Source organism: Blautia wexlerae DSM 19850, assembly GCF_025148125.1.
GTDB lineage: Bacteria > Bacillota > Clostridia > Lachnospirales > Lachnospiraceae > Blautia_A > Blautia_A wexlerae.
Map to the genome: position 1 here is coordinate 2,059,712 of NZ_CP102267.1, position 17,965 is coordinate 2,077,676.

General features: G+C 39.9%; 18 protein-coding genes. All 18 read left to right on the top strand.

Going from position 1 to position 17,965, the window contains the following annotated elements; genetic code table 11:
* Window positions 1-18 precede the first annotated feature (18 nt).
* Window positions 19-963 (top strand): ParM/StbA family protein, encoded by a 945-nt coding sequence (locus tag NQ550_RS09560; protein WP_025580096.1) that lies wholly within the window; start codon window positions 19-21, stop codon window positions 961-963.
* A gap of 14 nt (window positions 964-977) precedes the next feature.
* A complete protein-coding gene (locus tag NQ550_RS09565; protein WP_025580094.1) occupies window positions 978-1,316 on the top strand; it encodes a hypothetical protein in 339 nt (112 codons plus the stop codon).
* Window positions 1,317-1,398: 82 nt separating this feature from the next.
* On the top strand, window positions 1,399-1,791 hold the full coding sequence (lepB, locus tag NQ550_RS09570; protein ID WP_259840252.1) for a signal peptidase I: 393 nt from the start codon (window positions 1,399-1,401) through the stop codon (window positions 1,789-1,791).
* A 10-nt stretch (window positions 1,792-1,801) separates the two neighbouring features.
* Window positions 1,802-2,254 (top strand): zinc ribbon domain-containing protein, encoded by a 453-nt coding sequence (locus NQ550_RS09575; protein ID WP_025580091.1) that lies wholly within the window; start codon window positions 1,802-1,804, stop codon window positions 2,252-2,254.
* Between the two features lie 336 nt (window positions 2,255-2,590).
* Window positions 2,591-3,031: a sigma-70 family RNA polymerase sigma factor gene (locus NQ550_RS09580; protein ID WP_029677115.1), complete on the top strand. Its 441-nt coding sequence runs from the start codon at window positions 2,591-2,593 to the stop codon at window positions 3,029-3,031.
* Complete coding sequence (locus NQ550_RS09585) at window positions 3,021-3,221, top strand: helix-turn-helix domain-containing protein (protein ID WP_025580087.1); 201 nt, start codon at window positions 3,021-3,023, stop codon at window positions 3,219-3,221. The genes NQ550_RS09580 and NQ550_RS09585 overlap by 11 nt, the downstream gene beginning before the upstream one ends.
* A gap of 291 nt (window positions 3,222-3,512) precedes the next feature.
* Window positions 3,513-3,734 carry a hypothetical protein gene (locus tag NQ550_RS09590; RefSeq protein WP_025580086.1) on the top strand — a complete coding sequence of 74 codons (222 nt, stop codon included), beginning with the start codon at window positions 3,513-3,515 and terminating at the stop codon, window positions 3,732-3,734.
* 307 nt (window positions 3,735-4,041) lie between these two features.
* Window positions 4,042-4,434: a hypothetical protein gene (locus tag NQ550_RS09595; protein WP_025580085.1), complete on the top strand. Its 393-nt coding sequence runs from the start codon at window positions 4,042-4,044 to the stop codon at window positions 4,432-4,434.
* A gap of 68 nt (window positions 4,435-4,502) precedes the next feature.
* The gene (locus tag NQ550_RS09600) at window positions 4,503-6,446 is read left to right on the top strand and encodes a hypothetical protein (RefSeq protein WP_025580084.1); all 1,944 of its coding nucleotides are present in this window, start codon (window positions 4,503-4,505) and stop codon (window positions 6,444-6,446) included.
* 14 nt (window positions 6,447-6,460) lie between these two features.
* Window positions 6,461-8,593: a transglycosylase SLT domain-containing protein gene (locus NQ550_RS09605; RefSeq protein ID WP_025580083.1), complete on the top strand. Its 2,133-nt coding sequence runs from the start codon at window positions 6,461-6,463 to the stop codon at window positions 8,591-8,593.
* A 12-nt stretch (window positions 8,594-8,605) separates the two neighbouring features.
* On the top strand, window positions 8,606-9,262 hold the full coding sequence (locus NQ550_RS09610) for a hypothetical protein (protein ID WP_025580082.1): 657 nt from the start codon (window positions 8,606-8,608) through the stop codon (window positions 9,260-9,262).
* Between the two features lie 6 nt (window positions 9,263-9,268).
* Complete coding sequence (locus NQ550_RS09615; protein ID WP_025580081.1) at window positions 9,269-9,751, top strand: hypothetical protein; 483 nt, start codon at window positions 9,269-9,271, stop codon at window positions 9,749-9,751.
* A 46-nt stretch (window positions 9,752-9,797) separates the two neighbouring features.
* Complete coding sequence (locus NQ550_RS09620) at window positions 9,798-12,395, top strand: VirB4 family type IV secretion system protein (protein ID WP_044996688.1); 2,598 nt, start codon at window positions 9,798-9,800, stop codon at window positions 12,393-12,395.
* Window positions 12,396-12,544: 149 nt separating this feature from the next.
* Entirely contained in the window at window positions 12,545-13,096 is a 552-nt protein-coding gene (locus NQ550_RS09625; protein WP_025580077.1) for a DUF5697 family protein, read from the top strand.
* Window positions 13,059-13,772 carry a DUF6100 family protein gene (locus tag NQ550_RS09630; RefSeq protein ID WP_025580075.1) on the top strand — a complete coding sequence of 238 codons (714 nt, stop codon included), beginning with the start codon at window positions 13,059-13,061 and terminating at the stop codon, window positions 13,770-13,772. Before NQ550_RS09625 ends, NQ550_RS09630 begins: the two co-directional genes overlap by 38 nt.
* A 177-nt stretch (window positions 13,773-13,949) precedes the next feature.
* Complete coding sequence (locus tag NQ550_RS09635) at window positions 13,950-15,011, top strand: hypothetical protein (RefSeq protein ID WP_025580074.1); 1,062 nt, start codon at window positions 13,950-13,952, stop codon at window positions 15,009-15,011.
* 33 nt (window positions 15,012-15,044) lie between these two features.
* Complete coding sequence (locus tag NQ550_RS09640; protein ID WP_025580073.1) at window positions 15,045-16,049, top strand: DUF6017 domain-containing protein; 1,005 nt, start codon at window positions 15,045-15,047, stop codon at window positions 16,047-16,049.
* A gap of 50 nt (window positions 16,050-16,099) precedes the next feature.
* On the top strand, window positions 16,100-17,965 hold the full coding sequence (locus NQ550_RS09645) for a VirD4-like conjugal transfer protein, CD1115 family (RefSeq protein ID WP_025580071.1): 1,866 nt from the start codon (window positions 16,100-16,102) through the stop codon (window positions 17,963-17,965).

Below are 17,965 nucleotides of genomic sequence, written 5' to 3' on the forward strand. Positions count from 1 at the left end.
GGAAAGGAGACAGAGAATATGTTTATGATGCCGATTGACACAGGAAACAAAGCAATCAAGACAGAGAATTTTGAATTTAATTCAGGGATCACAATGCTGGCGGACGTTCCAGGAGAAAATGAAGAAGCTTTAATGTATCAGGGCAGATATTACCGATTGAGCCATGAGAGAAATGTATATCTGCCGGATAAGACGATGGATGATCGCTATTATCTGCTGACGCTTTTTGCGATTGCAAAAGAGTTGGAAGAAATGAGCCATTCAAAATCATTTATACCGGGAGAACTAATAAGCATGGACCTTGTTGTAGGACTTCCACCCTTGTATTATCGAGGACAATACAAGAAGTTCCGAGAATACTTTTACCGGGATGGGAAAATCGTTCACTTTGTATATATGGGAAAATCATACCGAGTGACTTTTTCAAACGTATTTGTTCATATGCAGACGTATGCCGCATACTTGTATATGGCAAAAGAATTAAAATTATCCACTTATCCGAAAGTGTTGATGATTGATATTGGTGGATTTACGATGGATTATATGTTGCTGGAAAAAGGCATGATTTTGTGGAATTATACAGATTCAACCGGAAAAGGTGTGATATCCATGTATCAGAGGGTGAATAAAGGAATTCGTGAAAAGTTTGATTTGGATTTGAAGGAAAACGATATTGATTCCATTTTGAAGGGCGAAAACTGTATGTATGGTGAACCAATCCGAAAGCGTGTAGAAGAAATCGTTACCGAGCACGTAGAAGAAATGTTGGGAATGTTCCGGGAGTGTGGCATTGATTTACGTTCGTCGATGACAATTTTCGTGGGCGGAGGTTCGATTCTTCTATCCAAGATTATTGAAGATGTGTGGAAGCACTATGACGGAGAATACTATGTTGTAAATGATTCCAAGGTCAATGTACGGGGGTATCGGAAAAAATATCTGTTTGATATAGGGATGCAGTAAAGGAGGGAGTCCTTATGACAAAACAGGATGAATACCGTTTTAATTTGAAGTTTGACGAAGCTGATGAAGATCATAGACGGGTAAGCGAGTTTTTGAACAAATGTGGCAGGAAAAAGGCAAGATATATTGTGAAGGCAGTACTTGCTTACTGGGAATTGCAAAGCGGAAAAACGCCGATTGTAGAACGGTCAGCGAAAACACACATTTCACTAAAAGAGACAGTTATTCAGAAAGATGAACCGGATCGAGGTGATCGGCTGATTCAAGTGAAAGCTGAGAACAATAACGGATTAGATCAGGAGGAAGCTGATTTAATGCGTCAGAATTATGCAGTATTTGAAGATATAGAGTAAGAAAGGAGCTGAAAATACGAAAACCAAAAGAAATGCAAGGCGAATAACACAGGCGTTCATCGTTGCGGTGTTGATATTGCTGGTGTTCCAGAACTTTTTTTCTATCGTTTATTTGAGTGGAGAGTCTATGGAGCCAACACTCCAAAATGGAAATGCATTATTATTAAAAAAGTGGGGTGTTCCACAAAAAGGAGATATTGTTACTGCATATATAGATGAATTGGATTATACAGTAGTAAAAAGAATACTGGCAGCAGAGGGTGATACTGTCAACATTGATGAAAGCGGGGTATATGTCAATGGGAAATGGGCAGCAGAGTCTGTCAAGAATGGGCAGAATAATATAGATTTTCGAGTGTCCGCAAATGAGTATTTTTTAATAGGAGACAACATAGCAGATTCCTTGGATTCACGTTCTTTTGGATGTGTTGGAAGAAGTGCAATCCGGGGAATTTTGATTAAAAAGTTATTTTAGGAGGCAGGATATGAGAACGAATAGGATTTACGGATTGTGTGCGTTACAGCTTATAGGACTTGGGGTTCAGGTAATCAATAGGATGGCTGGAAATTTTATTATTTTTATATGTAGCGCAGGAATCATTTTATATGCGGTAAAGTTGGATATCGAACAGCGTAAATTTAAGATTTGTCCGAAATGTAAGATGAAAATACCGAAAAAAACACGTATCTGTCCGGAATGCGGATATCAGTACGGACCATCCGTAAGAGAAGAGGAATTAACAGATATGATTGAGCATAGGCGTGATGAAGAGGAAGCATACAGTGAGGATCGGATTGATTGTGATTTTGAAAAGATTGAGGAAGTAGCAGTAGATACATTTACTTTATTTGACGGTGATATTCAGGAGTTTTTGGATGGGAGAGAGGATACCGAGGAAATATTGACCGTTAAGCAGGAAAATACTGGTAAAATGTAAGAATTCCTATATATTGCTACTGTTAAGATTATACCGGAAAAATCGCTTTGACAAGATAAAGCAAAAAAGAAAGGTATAATCTCAGGTAGAAGTATGATGACGGATGTTCTTTTGCAAGTATTTTCTTGGGACATAAGGTAAGCCTATTAAGAAAAGATACATAAAAAAGAGAAAACAAATAGATTTATCAGACTGTTGGGAACTATTCCTGACAGTCTGTTTTTTTATCAGAAATGGCAGCTTTCTGTGGAAGTGTGTACGAAAACAGAAAAGATGCAAGATAAGAGCGCCGCCTGGAGGTTTCAGCGAAACAGAAAAAACTTTCAGGAGGCAGAAATGAATAAATATGATAGCGATTTAAAAACACAGTTTAGTGCGTATGTGAAACAGTCAGTTTTGAATGCAAAAGGACACTACCTGAAGAAAAAATGCAGGATTGAATGTATAGAGACAAGCTATGCAGATGGGTTGATTGTTCCAGGACAGAATACAGAAGATTTACTGCGAGAAATAGAATTGTTGTCTGGAAAAATATTTAATGGAATTACGGAGATCAGAATACTGTTGGAACAAATAGAGGATGCACAGCTATTTCATGCGATTATTACCTTGACGGAAGAACAGAAAAAGGTAATTTTGCTCCGTATATTTTACGAAAAAACATTCCGGGAAATTGGAAGGATTCTGGAGATGTCTGAAAAAAAGGCGGAGAATACATATTATAACGCTTTGAAAAAGATGCGGAAATTACTAAGGGGTGATAAATATGGAATTTGAAGAACTTTTACAGTATGCAAGAACGTATGATAAAAAGGCAATGATGGATATTATTGAAATGTATCGCCCTTTGCTGATCAGTCAGGCGATTATAAATGAAAAATTCGACGAAGATCTGTATCAGGAATTGGTTTATACGATGCTTTTATGTATTTTAAAATTTCCATATATCCCTACAAAATGGGAATAAAGAGAGAATAAACACTATATATAGTGCTTGAATGATTGACAAATACGATATATTGAACTATGATAAGAGTGATACAAATTTTTTTCAGACAACAGATTCTGGAAGACATTGTTTTTGTTTCAGCGTAGGTTGAAACTAAAATTTAGGCAGATATCTGCGAGTAAATTCGGAAGAAAGGCATTGATTGTTTTAGGATAATCAGTGTCTTTTTTTGTATGTCTGAAAGTAGAAAGTATCGGAGAGGAGGACAGGATAGCAGGACGAAAGAAGAATGGGAAAGGAGGAATACGAATGAAACCCAAAAAATTTGTACAGATTTACGGTAAAGTTGTATTGCCGATAATCAGAGGAATGACTGTAAGATATTTCAGCAATGGAACATGGAAAGAAACAGCAAGAGTGAGGCGTGTGATTGAGGTAACGGATGCATACATTAAATTTGAAACAGACCGGATTCGTTACTGTATTGATTTTGGGATGGTAGAAGATAATGCAATGCCGATAGCTGCATAGAAGGGAGAGGAAAGGCTGTCAAATATGGATAGCCTTTCCAAAAATAAGATAAGAGATAAAATTGCTATGATTATGCGACTATATTGCGAACCTATTGATATTGACAGATGACTTCCGCAAATATACAATGATAAAGTAAAGTTTTGTGCATGGATGAGACTTTCATGGAGAGCCGCAAAACATTACAATGAACGGGCAGCCGCAGAAGGGCTGTCTTTTTTTGTGTGCAGATTAGGTGTCTGTCGTATTTGTGCAGACGGGAATCTGACGGGAACATACAGATTTTTATTAGAAGGGAGGGAAGTTATTGACGGGAAATATCAGAAAACAGAATACAGCTAGTCATAAAGCAGGGAATCAGTACATGGAACTGGTTCCCTGTTTTGCGTTTGTCACATTTTTGGCAGTCGTATTGATTGCAGTTTCCGCATCCCCTGCGTTCGCAGCTGGGATTTTTGAAACAGCTAAAAATGCAATGCAGACAGTGTATAAGGATGTGGCAGGAATTGCTACAGTAGCAGCGGTTGTATGTGCGGCGGTCTGTTTGTTTTTAATGAATTTTTCTAAATCGGGACGTACTGTAGATGAATCAAGATCCTGGTTAAAAAGAATCATTATTTGTTGGGCAGCGCTCATGACGATGGGAGCTATTGTAACTTATTTCGAAAGTATTATTCCACAGAGTATCTTCGGCGGTTAATGAAAACAAAGAAAAAGCCGGTGCTCTCCCGGCAGAAAGGGGGTTACCTGAAAAGGTAAAACACATACATGGGTTGGTTATTAGAATTATTGGTCGAAGGAATCAGAGAGATGTTATCTCAGTTTGTCATTGATATGATGACACTTGTAACAGATATGTTTACCGAACTTCTGTCCTGTGACCTTAGCTTGTTTGAGGAACTATTTTCCGTAGTAGGGGACTTGTATAAAAATGTAGTGTTGCCGATGGGAATTGCTCTGCTTCTTTTGATATGTGTCTGGCAATTATTTAAAAGTATGTTCGGGAAAGCGGGGGTTGCCAGTGAAGATCCAATAGAATTAGTATGCCGGACTGGAATTAGTCTGTTTTTTATTGTAGCAGCGAAACCGCTGGTGGATTACATTCTGGCGGTAGCAGGAACACCATATCAATGGATCACAGGCACAGATGTTGAAGTAAGCAGTTTTTCAGAGTATGTATCGGTGCTGGAAGGACTGACAGGCGGACTGGGAATTGACAGTTTAAACATAGCGATTTTAATGTTGATTATGCAGTTTGTAGTTGCATGGAATTATTTCAAAATGCTCTTTGTAATTGCCGAACGCTATGTACTTTTAGGAGTATTCTCTTATACAGCACCTTTGGCATTTGGTACAGGCGGATCGAAAGCGACAAATAATATTCTTGCATCATGGGCGAAAATGTTTGGAGGACAGATTATCTTGATTCTTCTGAATTCCTGGTGCTTGAAAATGTTTTTATCTGGATATGGAAATCTGAATGCGAGTGCATACGGATTTACAAAATTCTTTGTAGCGACGTTATGTTTGGTAGGATTTTGTAAAGTTACATTTAAACTGGATTCTTATTTATCATCACTAGGCGTTAATCTTGGACGACCAACAACTGGAATCGGAGCGCTTGGATTGATGATGGCTGCCGGTAGAGTTTTGTCACATGTTGGCAGAGGTAGCGGAGAATCATCGGGCAGCAGTAGTCCTACGGGTACGGAAAGCCAGACTGCAGCTACAGATGGAGCAGGAATGACAGATGCAGCTCCGGGACCAATTCCAATGGGATTTCCAGGTGATAGCGATGCTATGCGTATGGATGGAGAAAATGAGTTTAGTGGCGCTACGACAGATGAAACAGCAGATATGGAACTGGCAAATGGAGATTTTGATACAATGGATGACGAACCGGGCAGCGTTCTGGAGGAAATGGGTATGATGCCGCCAGATTCATTTGCTGAAACAGAGGATGGCATGATGGATATGAGTGGTATGCAGGATGCCACAGATTTTGATTCTGGTACAACATCACAAAATGATGCGGACGCTTTTGTAGATGGTATGGACAATTCCGATATAAATGGTGCGTTTACGGGAGAAGGAAGTGCAGTTAATGATCTTGGCGATTATCCAGTAGAAGAAGAGGAAGCTGGAATGGAAGAATCTTCAGAACCGGATATGGAATTAGAAGGAAATGCAATCGGCAGTGCTGGAGGCGACGATATCGGAATTGGAAGTGGAATGGATACGTCAGGCGGGGAAACAGCTCTTTCAGGCGGAAATCCCTCATCCGGAGAGCAGGCATCCGTACAATCCGGTGGAATCATTAGTGAAATAAGTGGTAGCGCCGGTATGAAACTATCGGATTCTTCTGAAACTTCTGGTGGAGTATATGCGTCTAATGAATGGGAATCTTCTTATACAGCAGGCGGACAAGGTTATACATCAGAAGGAAGATCGCCTCATACGGATTTCAGTTCAGCTCGTGAGGAGGGCAAATATGAATCAGAAGGTTATCATGATTTTGACGGACCGATGTATCAAAATACTTCTACTAATATGGGGTCAAATCAAGGCATTCATGCAGAGGAATTGAAAAAAAGGGAGCAGGGAATTGGTTCGGAATCAGGAGAAATTCGTGAAGTTCCTAAAACAAGAGAAGAATTTCGTAAGAAGAACCAGAGAAACCACAGTCACAGTGAAGATCATTTTCTGAGATAAGGAGGGGTGTATGTATGAGAGATGACAGGTCAGAATCCTCTCCTTTAGATCAGGCGGCTGGCACTGCAAGTCAAGCGGCACAAACAGCAGGGCAAGTAAAAAAAGCGGTCAATCAGGCAAAACAGGGAGCAAAAGCAGCACAAAAAGCAGCTCATACATCACAGGCAGCCTATGCCGCGACTGCTTCTGCGCAAGGCGGTGCAGCAGCGGCTGGTGCAACAACAGGAACAGCCCTTGCAGGTCCATTGGGAGCAGTGGTCGGTGTGATTGTAACCAGTAAGACCTTCTGGAAGGTGATTGGCGGCATTTTTGGAGCAATTTTTCTATTTGTGTTTATTATTGCGAACCTTATAGGCATTATTTTGACTTATCTGGGATTTGCTGATGCGGACGCTTTTGCAAATGAAGCTCAGTCAGAAGAACTCTCTAACTTGAAAATCCGGATCGAGCAGATTTTTGATCAAGAGGAGTATGAGCGTGAAATTCTAGCGATTATTGAGCAAAACAGAGATTTGAAGATTGAAGAAATTGATGCAGATAAGGAGAAAAACTATAGCGATTACCAGTTATCTGTGATAGACGAATATGAAACCAAGTTCAAGAGGAATGCAAGTTATTATCTTTCCATCTTTTTGCTGGATATTTGGGATAACAGTACAAGGAATAAATTTTTAGGATATTCCAGTGAATGGGGAGATATGTCAACAGATCTGACAAGTCAATATGATTCTTATTTTGAAGAGGCGGCACAAACTTACGGCGTTCCTGTGGCTCTGCTTAAAGCAATGGGAAAAACTGAATCAAATTTTAACCAGGGTGCAGTTTCTGGAGCCGGTGCAATCGGTATTATGCAACTTATGCCGGCAACGGCAGCCTCGCTGGGAGTAGATCCCTATGATGCACGTCAAAATATTATGGGCGGGGCAAAATATATTGCAGGCAATCTGGAGCGATTTAAAGATTATTCTAACGGCTTGGAGCTTGCCATTGCTGCTTATAATGCGGGACCGGGGGCAGTCATAAAATACGGTTATCAGATTCCGCCGTATAAAGAGACACAAAACTATGTGAAAAAGGTCTTGGGATATTTGACGATTGCAGAAGGAAAGACGGAAAGCGGTGCTGATACAGAATCAGATGAGGATTTAAGTGAACCGTATCAACTGTTAAAGAATGCTGTCACAGAACATGTTGACAGCTTTTTTTCATGGTCTGTAACAGATGAGAAGGAACAAGCGGCTACGGAAAGCAGATACTATCAGATTTCAGAAACGGGGAAGATCGGAATAGATAAGGACACCTATGAAAAGATGAAAAAAGACGGAGAAAACGTAGTGATAGAAACGGTTCCTGTGACGAAAAAAACGGTTGAGTATACACTTGCACTCCTTCTTAATTCACAACCAGAAGCTGGAAGTGGGTATGAATATAAATATGTTACGAGCCAGAGTACTTTTGAATTGGTACTAAAAGTATTAAAAGTAATGGAGGATGGTGTATCAGCCTTAAAAGACGCCTTTTTCTCATTGTTTTCATGGAGAGATTTTGTGACCGGCGGAGGAGATGATACCTATGTCAGTAATCTTGATGTATCGGGAGATATCTTTACATACGATACAGTCGGAAAAGGAGTAAAAAAAGTGGTCTATTTTAATCAGACCGAAGAACCATGGGGCAGTATGCCTTATGGAACAAGTACTATTGGGGCAGCAGGGTGTGGACCAACTTCAATGTCAATTGTCATATCTACTCTTACTGGGCAAACGGTAAATCCGCAGACGACCTGTGCATTTTCGATTCAGAATGGAGAATATGTGTCAGGAGTGGGGACGGCACATTCTTTCATCGGAAATGCTGCAAGTAACTGGGGATTGACATGTGAGCGCGTGGGAAAAGACCGTATGGACTATGTTGTACAATCGCTGAAGGAAGGGAAAATGGTTGTCGAAATATGTGAAGCATATACCATAACAGGAAGTGGCAGCGGACATTTTATCGTACTTACCGGAGTGACAAGAGACGGTTACATCACGATTGCAGATTGTGCGAGCAGAGAGCGAAGCACAAAGGTCTATAGTGTTGATACGATTAAATCATACGGACGTGATTTAAGTGCGGGAGCATTTTGGATTATTGGAAAGAAATAGGAGGCGTGGTAGATGCAGTTGAAAAGCAAAGTTTGTTGTTTGATTACCGCATGTAGTCTATTTTTCAGTCTTTTTTCCATAGATGTATTTGCGAAGACAGATAAAAATCAGGAAGATCCGGAAACTGTCCAATGGAAAGAACGAGAATCGTATGCAGAGAATTTCACAGATACCGAACAACCGTCTGCGACACTTGCTTTACGGACAGAGTGTTTTACGGGATTTACAGGAAAAATTTCTGTCACAATACAAAAGGAAAATGGTGCAAGCAGACAGTATGAATTATCAGAGGATAACCTGTATGAACAGAATATTCCGGTAAATACAGGAATCTATATGGTGAAATCAGTGGAAGCGGCAGATGAAGAATGTGTCTATAAAACGGAATATTCCCAAGAGGAACTAAAGGTAAAACCAGATCAGTTACTTCTTTTGAAAATTATGGTTATGGAAGAAGAGATTGGAACAGTGGCAGAAATACAAAAAGAAAAGTCGGAAAATTCTCTGCATACAGAGATAAAAGAAACAGTGGATGAAGAAAATATCATCAAAACTCTTTTGGAGGAAGATCAAGGGAGCGTAAAGTATCTTTTGGGGATTGGAATTTTGTCAGGAACTGCTTTGGTTATAGGGCTTTTGGTTCGTAAGAAAAGAAACAAGTATGATTAACAGGAGGTGGTTAAAATCGCACAGAGAGAACGGGTAGATGTATATACGATTCCGCCGAATTTTGCACAGGAGGGAACTATTTTTTCAGGAAGAGTCAGACTTAGGAATGCATTTGAAGCAGGCCTTCTGGCTCTTCTTTTATTGCAGGCACTTTTGGCGACGGATCTTGGAGTAAAGGGTAAGATTTATGCCGGGGTAATTGTGATGATACCGATTGTAATCTTTGCGGTATTAGGTGTGCAGGGAGAAAGTTTGACTTCTTTTTTATTTCAGTTTTTGAAATATCTGTGTGGTCGGAGAATACTTACAGTTCCGGATGGTAAATACCGTTTGAAGCGGAATCGCAGATTGAGGAAACAGCAATACAGAAGCCGGAGGGGAAAAGGAGGCGAGCGTCATAGGAAACGAAGTAAAAGAGTTGAAGCGTCAGCTCAAAGAAGCAAAACAGGCAGAAAAACAGAATCTGAAAGAAGAGAAAAAAGAGCGTAAAGAGCAGCAAAAATTGGAACGGCAGCGTTTTCGGGAAGAGGAACGGATGCGGAAAGTTCAGATGCAGGAGGAACGTGAGTTAAAAAAAGAACTCGACAAAACTGAACCAGCGAAAGAGAAACATGTTGTCCGAATGGATACTAGAAGAAAAAAGGACACAGAACGTGAACCGGATTTGGATTTACTGCCGGTAACCTGGGTATCATCTTATCTTCCAATACGACAGATAAAAAATGGAATTATCTACACAACGGATCATCGTTATGTGAAACTGATAGAAATTCTGCCGATTAACTTTTTGCTGCGTTCGCCTTCTGAGCAACGGAATATTATCATGTCCTTTATGTCTTATTTAAAAATTGCTCCAGTCAGAATACAGTTTAAGGTTGTGTCTAAGAAAGCAGATATTTCGGAGTATATTGAAAAAATACAAAAGGAGGCGGAAAGGGAATGTGACACAAGGGTAAAAATGCTTCAGGAGGATTATGCAAAACTTATTGAGAAACTTGGAAGGAAAGAAGCAATTACAAGACGTTTTTTTATGGTTTTTGAGTATCAATCCTATAACAATAATAAAAATCCGAGGGAACATGATATTCTTCCGTACATGAAATCAGTAGTACAGACTGCTAAAAAATATCTTTCTCAATGTGGGAATGTTGTTTTGGAGCATGAAAACGATACGCGGTTTCTTGTAGATGTTTTGTATCAGATTTTAAATCGAAGGACAAGTGTTTATGAGTCTTTAGAAGAGCGTACCCAAAAGGTAGTAGCATATTACCGGAAAGAGAACGGTGAGGACAGTATTCGTCATATTCCGGTTACGGAATTGATTGCACCAGAGACGATGGATATGCGTCACCGAAGTCATCTTGTTATTGATGGGATGTACTACAGCTATCTTTTGATACCTTCCCATAAATACAGATCGAGAGTGCCGGCAGGATGGCTGTCACTTTTAATCAATGCAGGTGAAGGAATTGATGTAGATGTTTTCTTTTTCCGGCAGGATAAAAGCAAATCTATGGAACGCATAGGAAGAAGTATTCGTCTGAACCGGTCGAAGATTAAAGATACCTATGATACGAATACTGATTTTGATGATTTAAGTGAATCCATCCATGCAGGATATTATCTGAAACGCGGATTAAGTGGAAGTGAAGACTTCTACTATATGAGTACATTGATTACCATTACCGGATACAGTACGAAAGAGGTGGAATGGCGTGTAAAAGAAATGACAAAATTATTAAATTCGCAGGATATTGGTGTGACAAGCTGTATGTTTCGGGAAGAAGAGGCATTTCTGTCTTCTTTGCCGTTGCTATGTCTGGATAAAAAACTGTACGAGAGATCCAAACGGAATGTACTGACTTCCGGAGTGGCAAGCTGCTATCCGTTTACTTCCTATGAAATGTCGGATAAAGATGGGATTATGATGGGGGTTAATAAGGCGAATAATTCTCTCGTAATCGTGGATATTTTCAATACGAAAATATATAAGAATGCCAACATTGCCATTCTGGGAACATCAGGCGCTGGCAAGACTTTTACCATGCAGCTAATGGCATTAAGACTGAGAAGGAAAAATGTGCAGGTCTTTATTATTGCACCAGACAAAGGGCATGAATTTGCAAGAGCCTGTAATAATATCGGTGGGGCTTTTATACAGATTTCTCCAGCTTCCCCAAACTGTATCAACGTTATGGAAATACGTCCGACAGATAGGACTGCAAGTGAAATTTTGGATGGATATACAGTAGAGCGTTCTGAACTGGCAATGAAAATCCAAAGTTTACATATTTTCTTCAGTCTGCTGATCCCAGATTTGAGCCATGAAGAAAAACAGCTTTTAGATGAAGCATTAGTGATTACCTATGCAGAAAAGGGAATTACCCATGATAATCAGAGTTTAGAAGATTCTGATAATCCGGGACAATACAAAGATATGCCGATTTTAGGTGATTTACATGAAGTCTTATTAAGAAAGAGAGAATGTCGGAGGATGGCAAACATTCTCAATCGTTTGGTACATGGTTCGGCAGCAACATTCAATCAAAAAACAAATGTGGATTTATCAAATAAGTATGTTGTTCTGGATATTTCAGAGTTATCCGGGGATCTGTTGTTGGGAATGTTTGTTGCACTGGATTTTGTATGGGCAAAGGCAAAAGAAGACAGAACTGTAGAAAAAGCAATCTTTGTGGATGAGGCTTGGAAATTGCTGGTGTCAAACGAATTGGCAGGAGAATATCTGCTGGAGATTTTCAAAGTAATTCGTGCTTACGGCGGTTCTGCAATCTGTGCAACACAGGACCTTGTAGATTTCTTTGCTCTAAAGGGCGGCAAGCTTGGCAGAGGTATTCTGAATAACTCAAAGACGAAAATCATTCTCAATATGGAACCTAGCGAAGCGGAGAATATAAGGAAGGAACTTGATTTATCAGAGGCAGAAGCAATGTCCATTGCAAGATTTGAAAGAGGAACCGGTCTGATTTCCACCAACAGTAATAATCTGATTGTAGATTTTAAGGCGAGCCAGTTGGAAAAAGACTTGATTACAACGGACAGAAAAGATTTGCAGGAACTAAAAGAACGTTTGCAGAAATATGGAAGACAGGCATATGGAAAGCAGGCTATATAAGCAAGTAGATTTATAATAATGCGTATTAAAAGCGTCATTGTATGCGTCGTAAGATTGTTTATAAACAAGAACTATAACAATCTGTCATACAATACGCTTTTTATATGTCATTAAGATAACTATTATTATTAGGAAAGGATACGGGCATTATGGAAAATCAGAACAAACAGAGAGGTGTGGAACGGGAATTAAAAGAGTTGGTACAGAAATATAATGTGCTGGAGAAGGGGCAGATATACGCCTATTTTGAAAAGGATGGAAGAGAAAGGTTTGTGGGGCGGGCATTGAAAACCCTGGAAAAGGACCGCATGATCTATACAAACAACGAAACCAAACAGATAGCGTCCAGTGAGTCGGCATATGAAACCTGGGAACGTGGGACAAGTACCTGTTTGTGGGTGCTACTTGATTTGATGGATCAAAAGAAGATTGAACAGCATTTTCTTGCATCCAAAGAAGAATATCCCATACGGATCGTATTTGTGGGAGACGGGGAAATCTTTGATATTCTGTATGTTGCACCAGAAGATATTGAATTGACAAATCAACTGTTTGTACGGAGAAAAATCGATGGATGCGGGCATGTTGTAGTAGTGGAGGAAGCGGAAAGCATCCCAAAGATTCAGGTTTCCGATGTGATTGGATATTGCACAGTAAAGGAGGATGGTGAAGTCGAATACTATCGAAAAGAAAGCCGGTAGCCGGGATACATTTCAAAAGGTAAAGAGGCAGTTAGATGATGCACAGAAAGTAACCGCAGAGGTGGGAGAACTGATGGCAGAAGCAAGAAATATACTGACCTCTTATGCAAGATGTAAAACGGAAAACGGATATGAAAATTTTACGGATATGATACTGGAAGCATCGAAAAAAGGAGAACAACTGACGGAAAAATTAAGGCGTTTATCTCTGGAAGTTGTGTTGGATCAGGTGAAATATGAGAAGTATCAGTCAGAACTTGTGGCTGTACATGGAATTAAAATTGGCTATTGTGATGAAATTTTGGGGATTATAATGCCGGTTTTAATTCCGCATCGGAAAGAACAATATACCGATTATTTGTATAAGCCTTTGTATATTGCATTCAAGCAATGGTGTATCGAGCAGAATCAGGAGCAAAAAAAGATACCGGAATATGAAAAATGTACGGTTTGTTTTGTGCATTTGTATAATCGGGATTTGCCGCTTGGACGGATCAGGGATCACGATAATTTTGAAGAAAAGCATGTCCTTGATGTGATTTCAAATTTCTTTCTTGTGTCAGACAGCGGCTTGCATGTAGACACGTATCATATTACACGAATGGCAGATAAAGATGGGACAGAAGTTTATATTATGGATACGGACAAATTCCCCCGGTGGCTTCAAAGTATTTAAAATATAGTATCGAAAAACGTATCTGGTTTGAAAGTGCCTTTTTCGATAACAGGAAAATGTCAGAAAAGGTAGTAAAACAATCGTTTTTTCGGGAGTCAGAAAGTAAAACTGTACCTAAGTGTTAATCAGATAGGGTATTGTTTTGGGAAAAGAGAAACGGTGGAAGGAGAAAGTTATATGCGCAAACAGGATATGTTACTTTTGCTGATTGCTGTTAGCGGAGAGATGCCGGCAGACCTTGCGGAACAGATTATCGGCTCTGTATCTTATACAGCGTCTGTCATTACCAGATTAAAACAAGAGGGTTATATCTCTGTGAGAAATAAAGCCGGATGGAAAGGATATGTACTGCGGGCAAAAGGTAAGCGATATGTTCTTTCACAATATGGTGAAGATACGGCGTTCTTTTTACAGGGTTCAGTGGAAACAAATCATGTAAAAACGGAGATTGAAAAACGTCTTCGTTTATACCGGATGAGCAAGGTATGGGTCTTTTTTTGGAAGACGGGTATTCCCATTTTCAGAAGTCAAAAACCGGAACTGTTTTGTTCTGCTTCTGAATTTGGGAGGGGGCAAACAGCATATTACGGAAGTTTGGAGTTTAAGGGACTGACTGATGCCATTAAGGGGTCAAGAGCTTGTGGAATTATGCTGTCCGGGGAGTCCGGTTACATTGTTTACCATACGCTGGAACAGCGAATGCGCTGGGCGAAAAAAATGGAACGTACCATGCGCAGCTTTGTAGAAAGAGAAAGCATGAGAACGGGCGTATTGAAACGAATAGATGCAGTGATCATGGGAGATACATTGGAATTTCTTCTAGAACTTTTGAACAGCGACGGAGGTTTAAAGGGGAACCTGTTTCAAGTAGATGATATTTATGAGAATTATTATTATGTTCCAACAATCGAGCCGGCTAAAATACAGGTATTACTTTTAGCAGACCGGGAAAAACAAATCAGACTGTATCAGTTTTTATGTGGGATACTGGAAGAACAGAGAAATCAGGAATATCAGGTGAGTGCAGGTGTCGATCAGGCAGGGAATCCGGTTTATTTTTGCTATGAACTGGAAATGCGTCATTTGTTACGTGTGAAACAGGAACTAGGATGGAAAAAGCAAGGTACGATTCTCTGCTTATCTTATCAAAAAAACGTATTAGAAACTTATTTTGGAAAGGAGGTTGCATATCGTGAAATTTTGACAGAAAAAGTTTTGGATTATTTAGGAGGATTGTAACACTGTCCTTCATATAGTGAAGGAGGTGCGGGCATGAACAGTCCGTTTGAAACAGGCAGTCTTACGGTGGATCAGATGAGTCGGCTTCAAATATCCGGAAATGTGATTCCCGTCAGTTGGTATAAGACGATTCGGAAACCCACAGGGAAACCTAATTTGAATGCGATTATCATATTGGCAGATATTGTGTACTGGTACCGGGCGGTGGAAATCCGAGATGAAATGACCGGGCAGTTAATCGGACTAAGGAAAAAATTCCACGCAGATCTGTTGCAGCGCAGTTATCAGCAGCTTGCGGATCAATTTGGGATTACCAAGCGTGATGCTACGAATGCAGTTGTAGAACTTGAAAAGCTGGGTGTTGTGCGCAGGGTATTCCGAACACTTGATGTTAAAGGACAAACTGTGTCCAATGTATTATTTTTGGATTTGAACGTAACAGTTTTAGAGCATCTGACGTATCCGAAAGAAGCTGAAACGGGGACACCAGAGGCAAGAGGCAGGTGTCCGCCGGATACCGTCTCACCGAAATCGGGGAGGGGTGTCACCGAAATAAGTGAGAGGGTATCCCCGGAATTTGTGGGAGGTGGCACGAAAACCAGTGAAACATATACAGAGAGTACAGCAAAAGATTACCGTACAAAAGATTTCTATCAGTCTTATCAGTATGTGGAAGATATGGTAAAGGCGCAGATTGATTATGAGGCATTGAAAAATGATAATCCATACGATGAAAGAATCGATGAACTGCTTGGGATTATGGTGGAGGTACTGACTTCCAGTTCTAAGACTATCCGCGTAAACAGGGAGGAAAAACCAGCGCAGGTGGTAAAGGAACAGTTTCAGAAAATTACAAAAAATCATATAGAGTTTGTATTACACAGTATGGATGAGAGTCATACAAAGGCTCGTAATATTCGTGCACTTCTCGTGACTGCCCTTTATAACTCCATACATACTATCTCGACGTATTATGGGAATCTTGTACAATATCATATGGCAACAGATATTTATACAGCAAAGGAGGTGGAAGAATAAACCGGAAAGGTGTTACAGTTTTAAAAATCATAGCATTGGCAGGCGCATTTGTGATTCTTGCATTGTACGTGGGTGGATTCATGGAACAGTTATTTATGGAATCAGCAGTACGTTTAGCACCGATTGATACTATCCGTCATGGAATTTCTTCAGTGGCAGGGATTCAGTGTTCCATAGTCGCTTTTATCTTATTTGGGGCAGTTGCAGGACTGATTGTCTGGAGAGGATCGGGAAAAGAAGCTTACGATGAACGTAATTTTGAAGTTTCCAGCAAAGGAACTTACGGCACCGCAGGATTTATGGATGAAGAGGAACGTGCACAGGTTTTACAATCCGAGAAAAGTTTTGAAAAAGTAGACGGAGTGATATTTGGAAGAAATCTACAAGATGAAAAAATTATAAGTCTTCCGGTGGAGTCCAGACTAAATAGGAATTTTGCAGTCTGTGGGTCACAGGGAAGTATGAAATCGCGAGCTTTTGCACGAGTAATGGCATTGCAATGTATCCGCAGGGGAGAGAGCGTATATCTGACAGATCCCAAGTCAGAATTATACGAAGATTTATCGTTCTACTTCCGGGAATCCGGTTATACAGTGAAACAGTTAAATCTCATTCAGTTAGAGCATTCTGATGCATGGAATTGTTTGGGAGAAATTGACGACGGCAGTTTGATTGATGTTTTTTGTGATGTGGTGATTCGTAATACAACAGACAAATTCGATCATTTTTATGATAATACAGAGATGGATTTGTTAAAAGCTTTGTGTCTTTATGTGTTTCATGAGTATCCACCAGAAAAGAGAACTTTTCCTGAAGCATATAAATTGTTAATCAACAAGAGCGTAGATATGCTGGATGCCATTTTTGATAGATTACCGACTCATCATCCCGCACGAGGTCCATATCAATTGTTTGCCAAAGCCGAGAAGGTAAAGGGAAATGCAGTTTTAGGACTTGGAACAAGATTACAGATTATGCAGAACAAATTAGTGCAGCAGATTACCAGTCATGATGAAATTGATTTGTCATTGCCGGGAAGAGAAAAATGTGCATATTTTTGTATTACATCCGATCAGGACAGTACCTTTGATATGTTAGCCACATTGTTTACATCATTTTTAAGTATTAAATTAGTGCGTTATGCTGACCGTACAAAAGAACGCCGTCTACCTGTGCCAGTACAGTTTATTTTGGATGAATTTCCGAATCTGGGTGTTGTACCGGATTTTAAAAAGAAACTGGCAACTGCCAGAAGCAGGGGAATCGGTATGAGTATTCTGTTTCAAAATATTCCGCAGCTACAGAACCGGTATCCAGATAATCAGTGGGAAGAAATTTTAGGAGGCTGTGATTTTTCTATCTTTTTAGGCTGCAATGATATGACAACAGCATCCTATTACAGTGATAGAACAGGAGAAATCACTGTGTCGGTATCTTCCATACGAAAAAGTTATTATACCATACGTGCAACGGATTATGTGCCGGAGTATACGGAATCTACATCACTTGGAAAGAGAATGCTTCTTCTTCCAGATGAAATTTTGCGTTTTCCACTTGATCAGGGGCTTTTGATTATCCGCGGACAAAAAGTATGCCGTTTTCGGAAAATGGATTATTTGGAGCATCCGGATTCACAATATATGAAACTGGAAAAGGTAGAGGAACATATTCCGGAATGGTTTAAAGACTGGAAGCAGGAGAAACAGAATTTCAAAATCTATGCCGAGAAGGAACCTGATTTACCGGATAAAAAAGAAGGCGGAACAGAAGCAGGGAATCCACTTACGTTAGATACGGAGATAAAAAAGACTGAAAAACAAGCTAACGCAAAAACGAGCGAACAACAGGAAGAAAAGAGAATCATGAAAGTGGAAGAACTGTTTGCATTTGAAACATCTGATGGAAAGGAGGGCTAG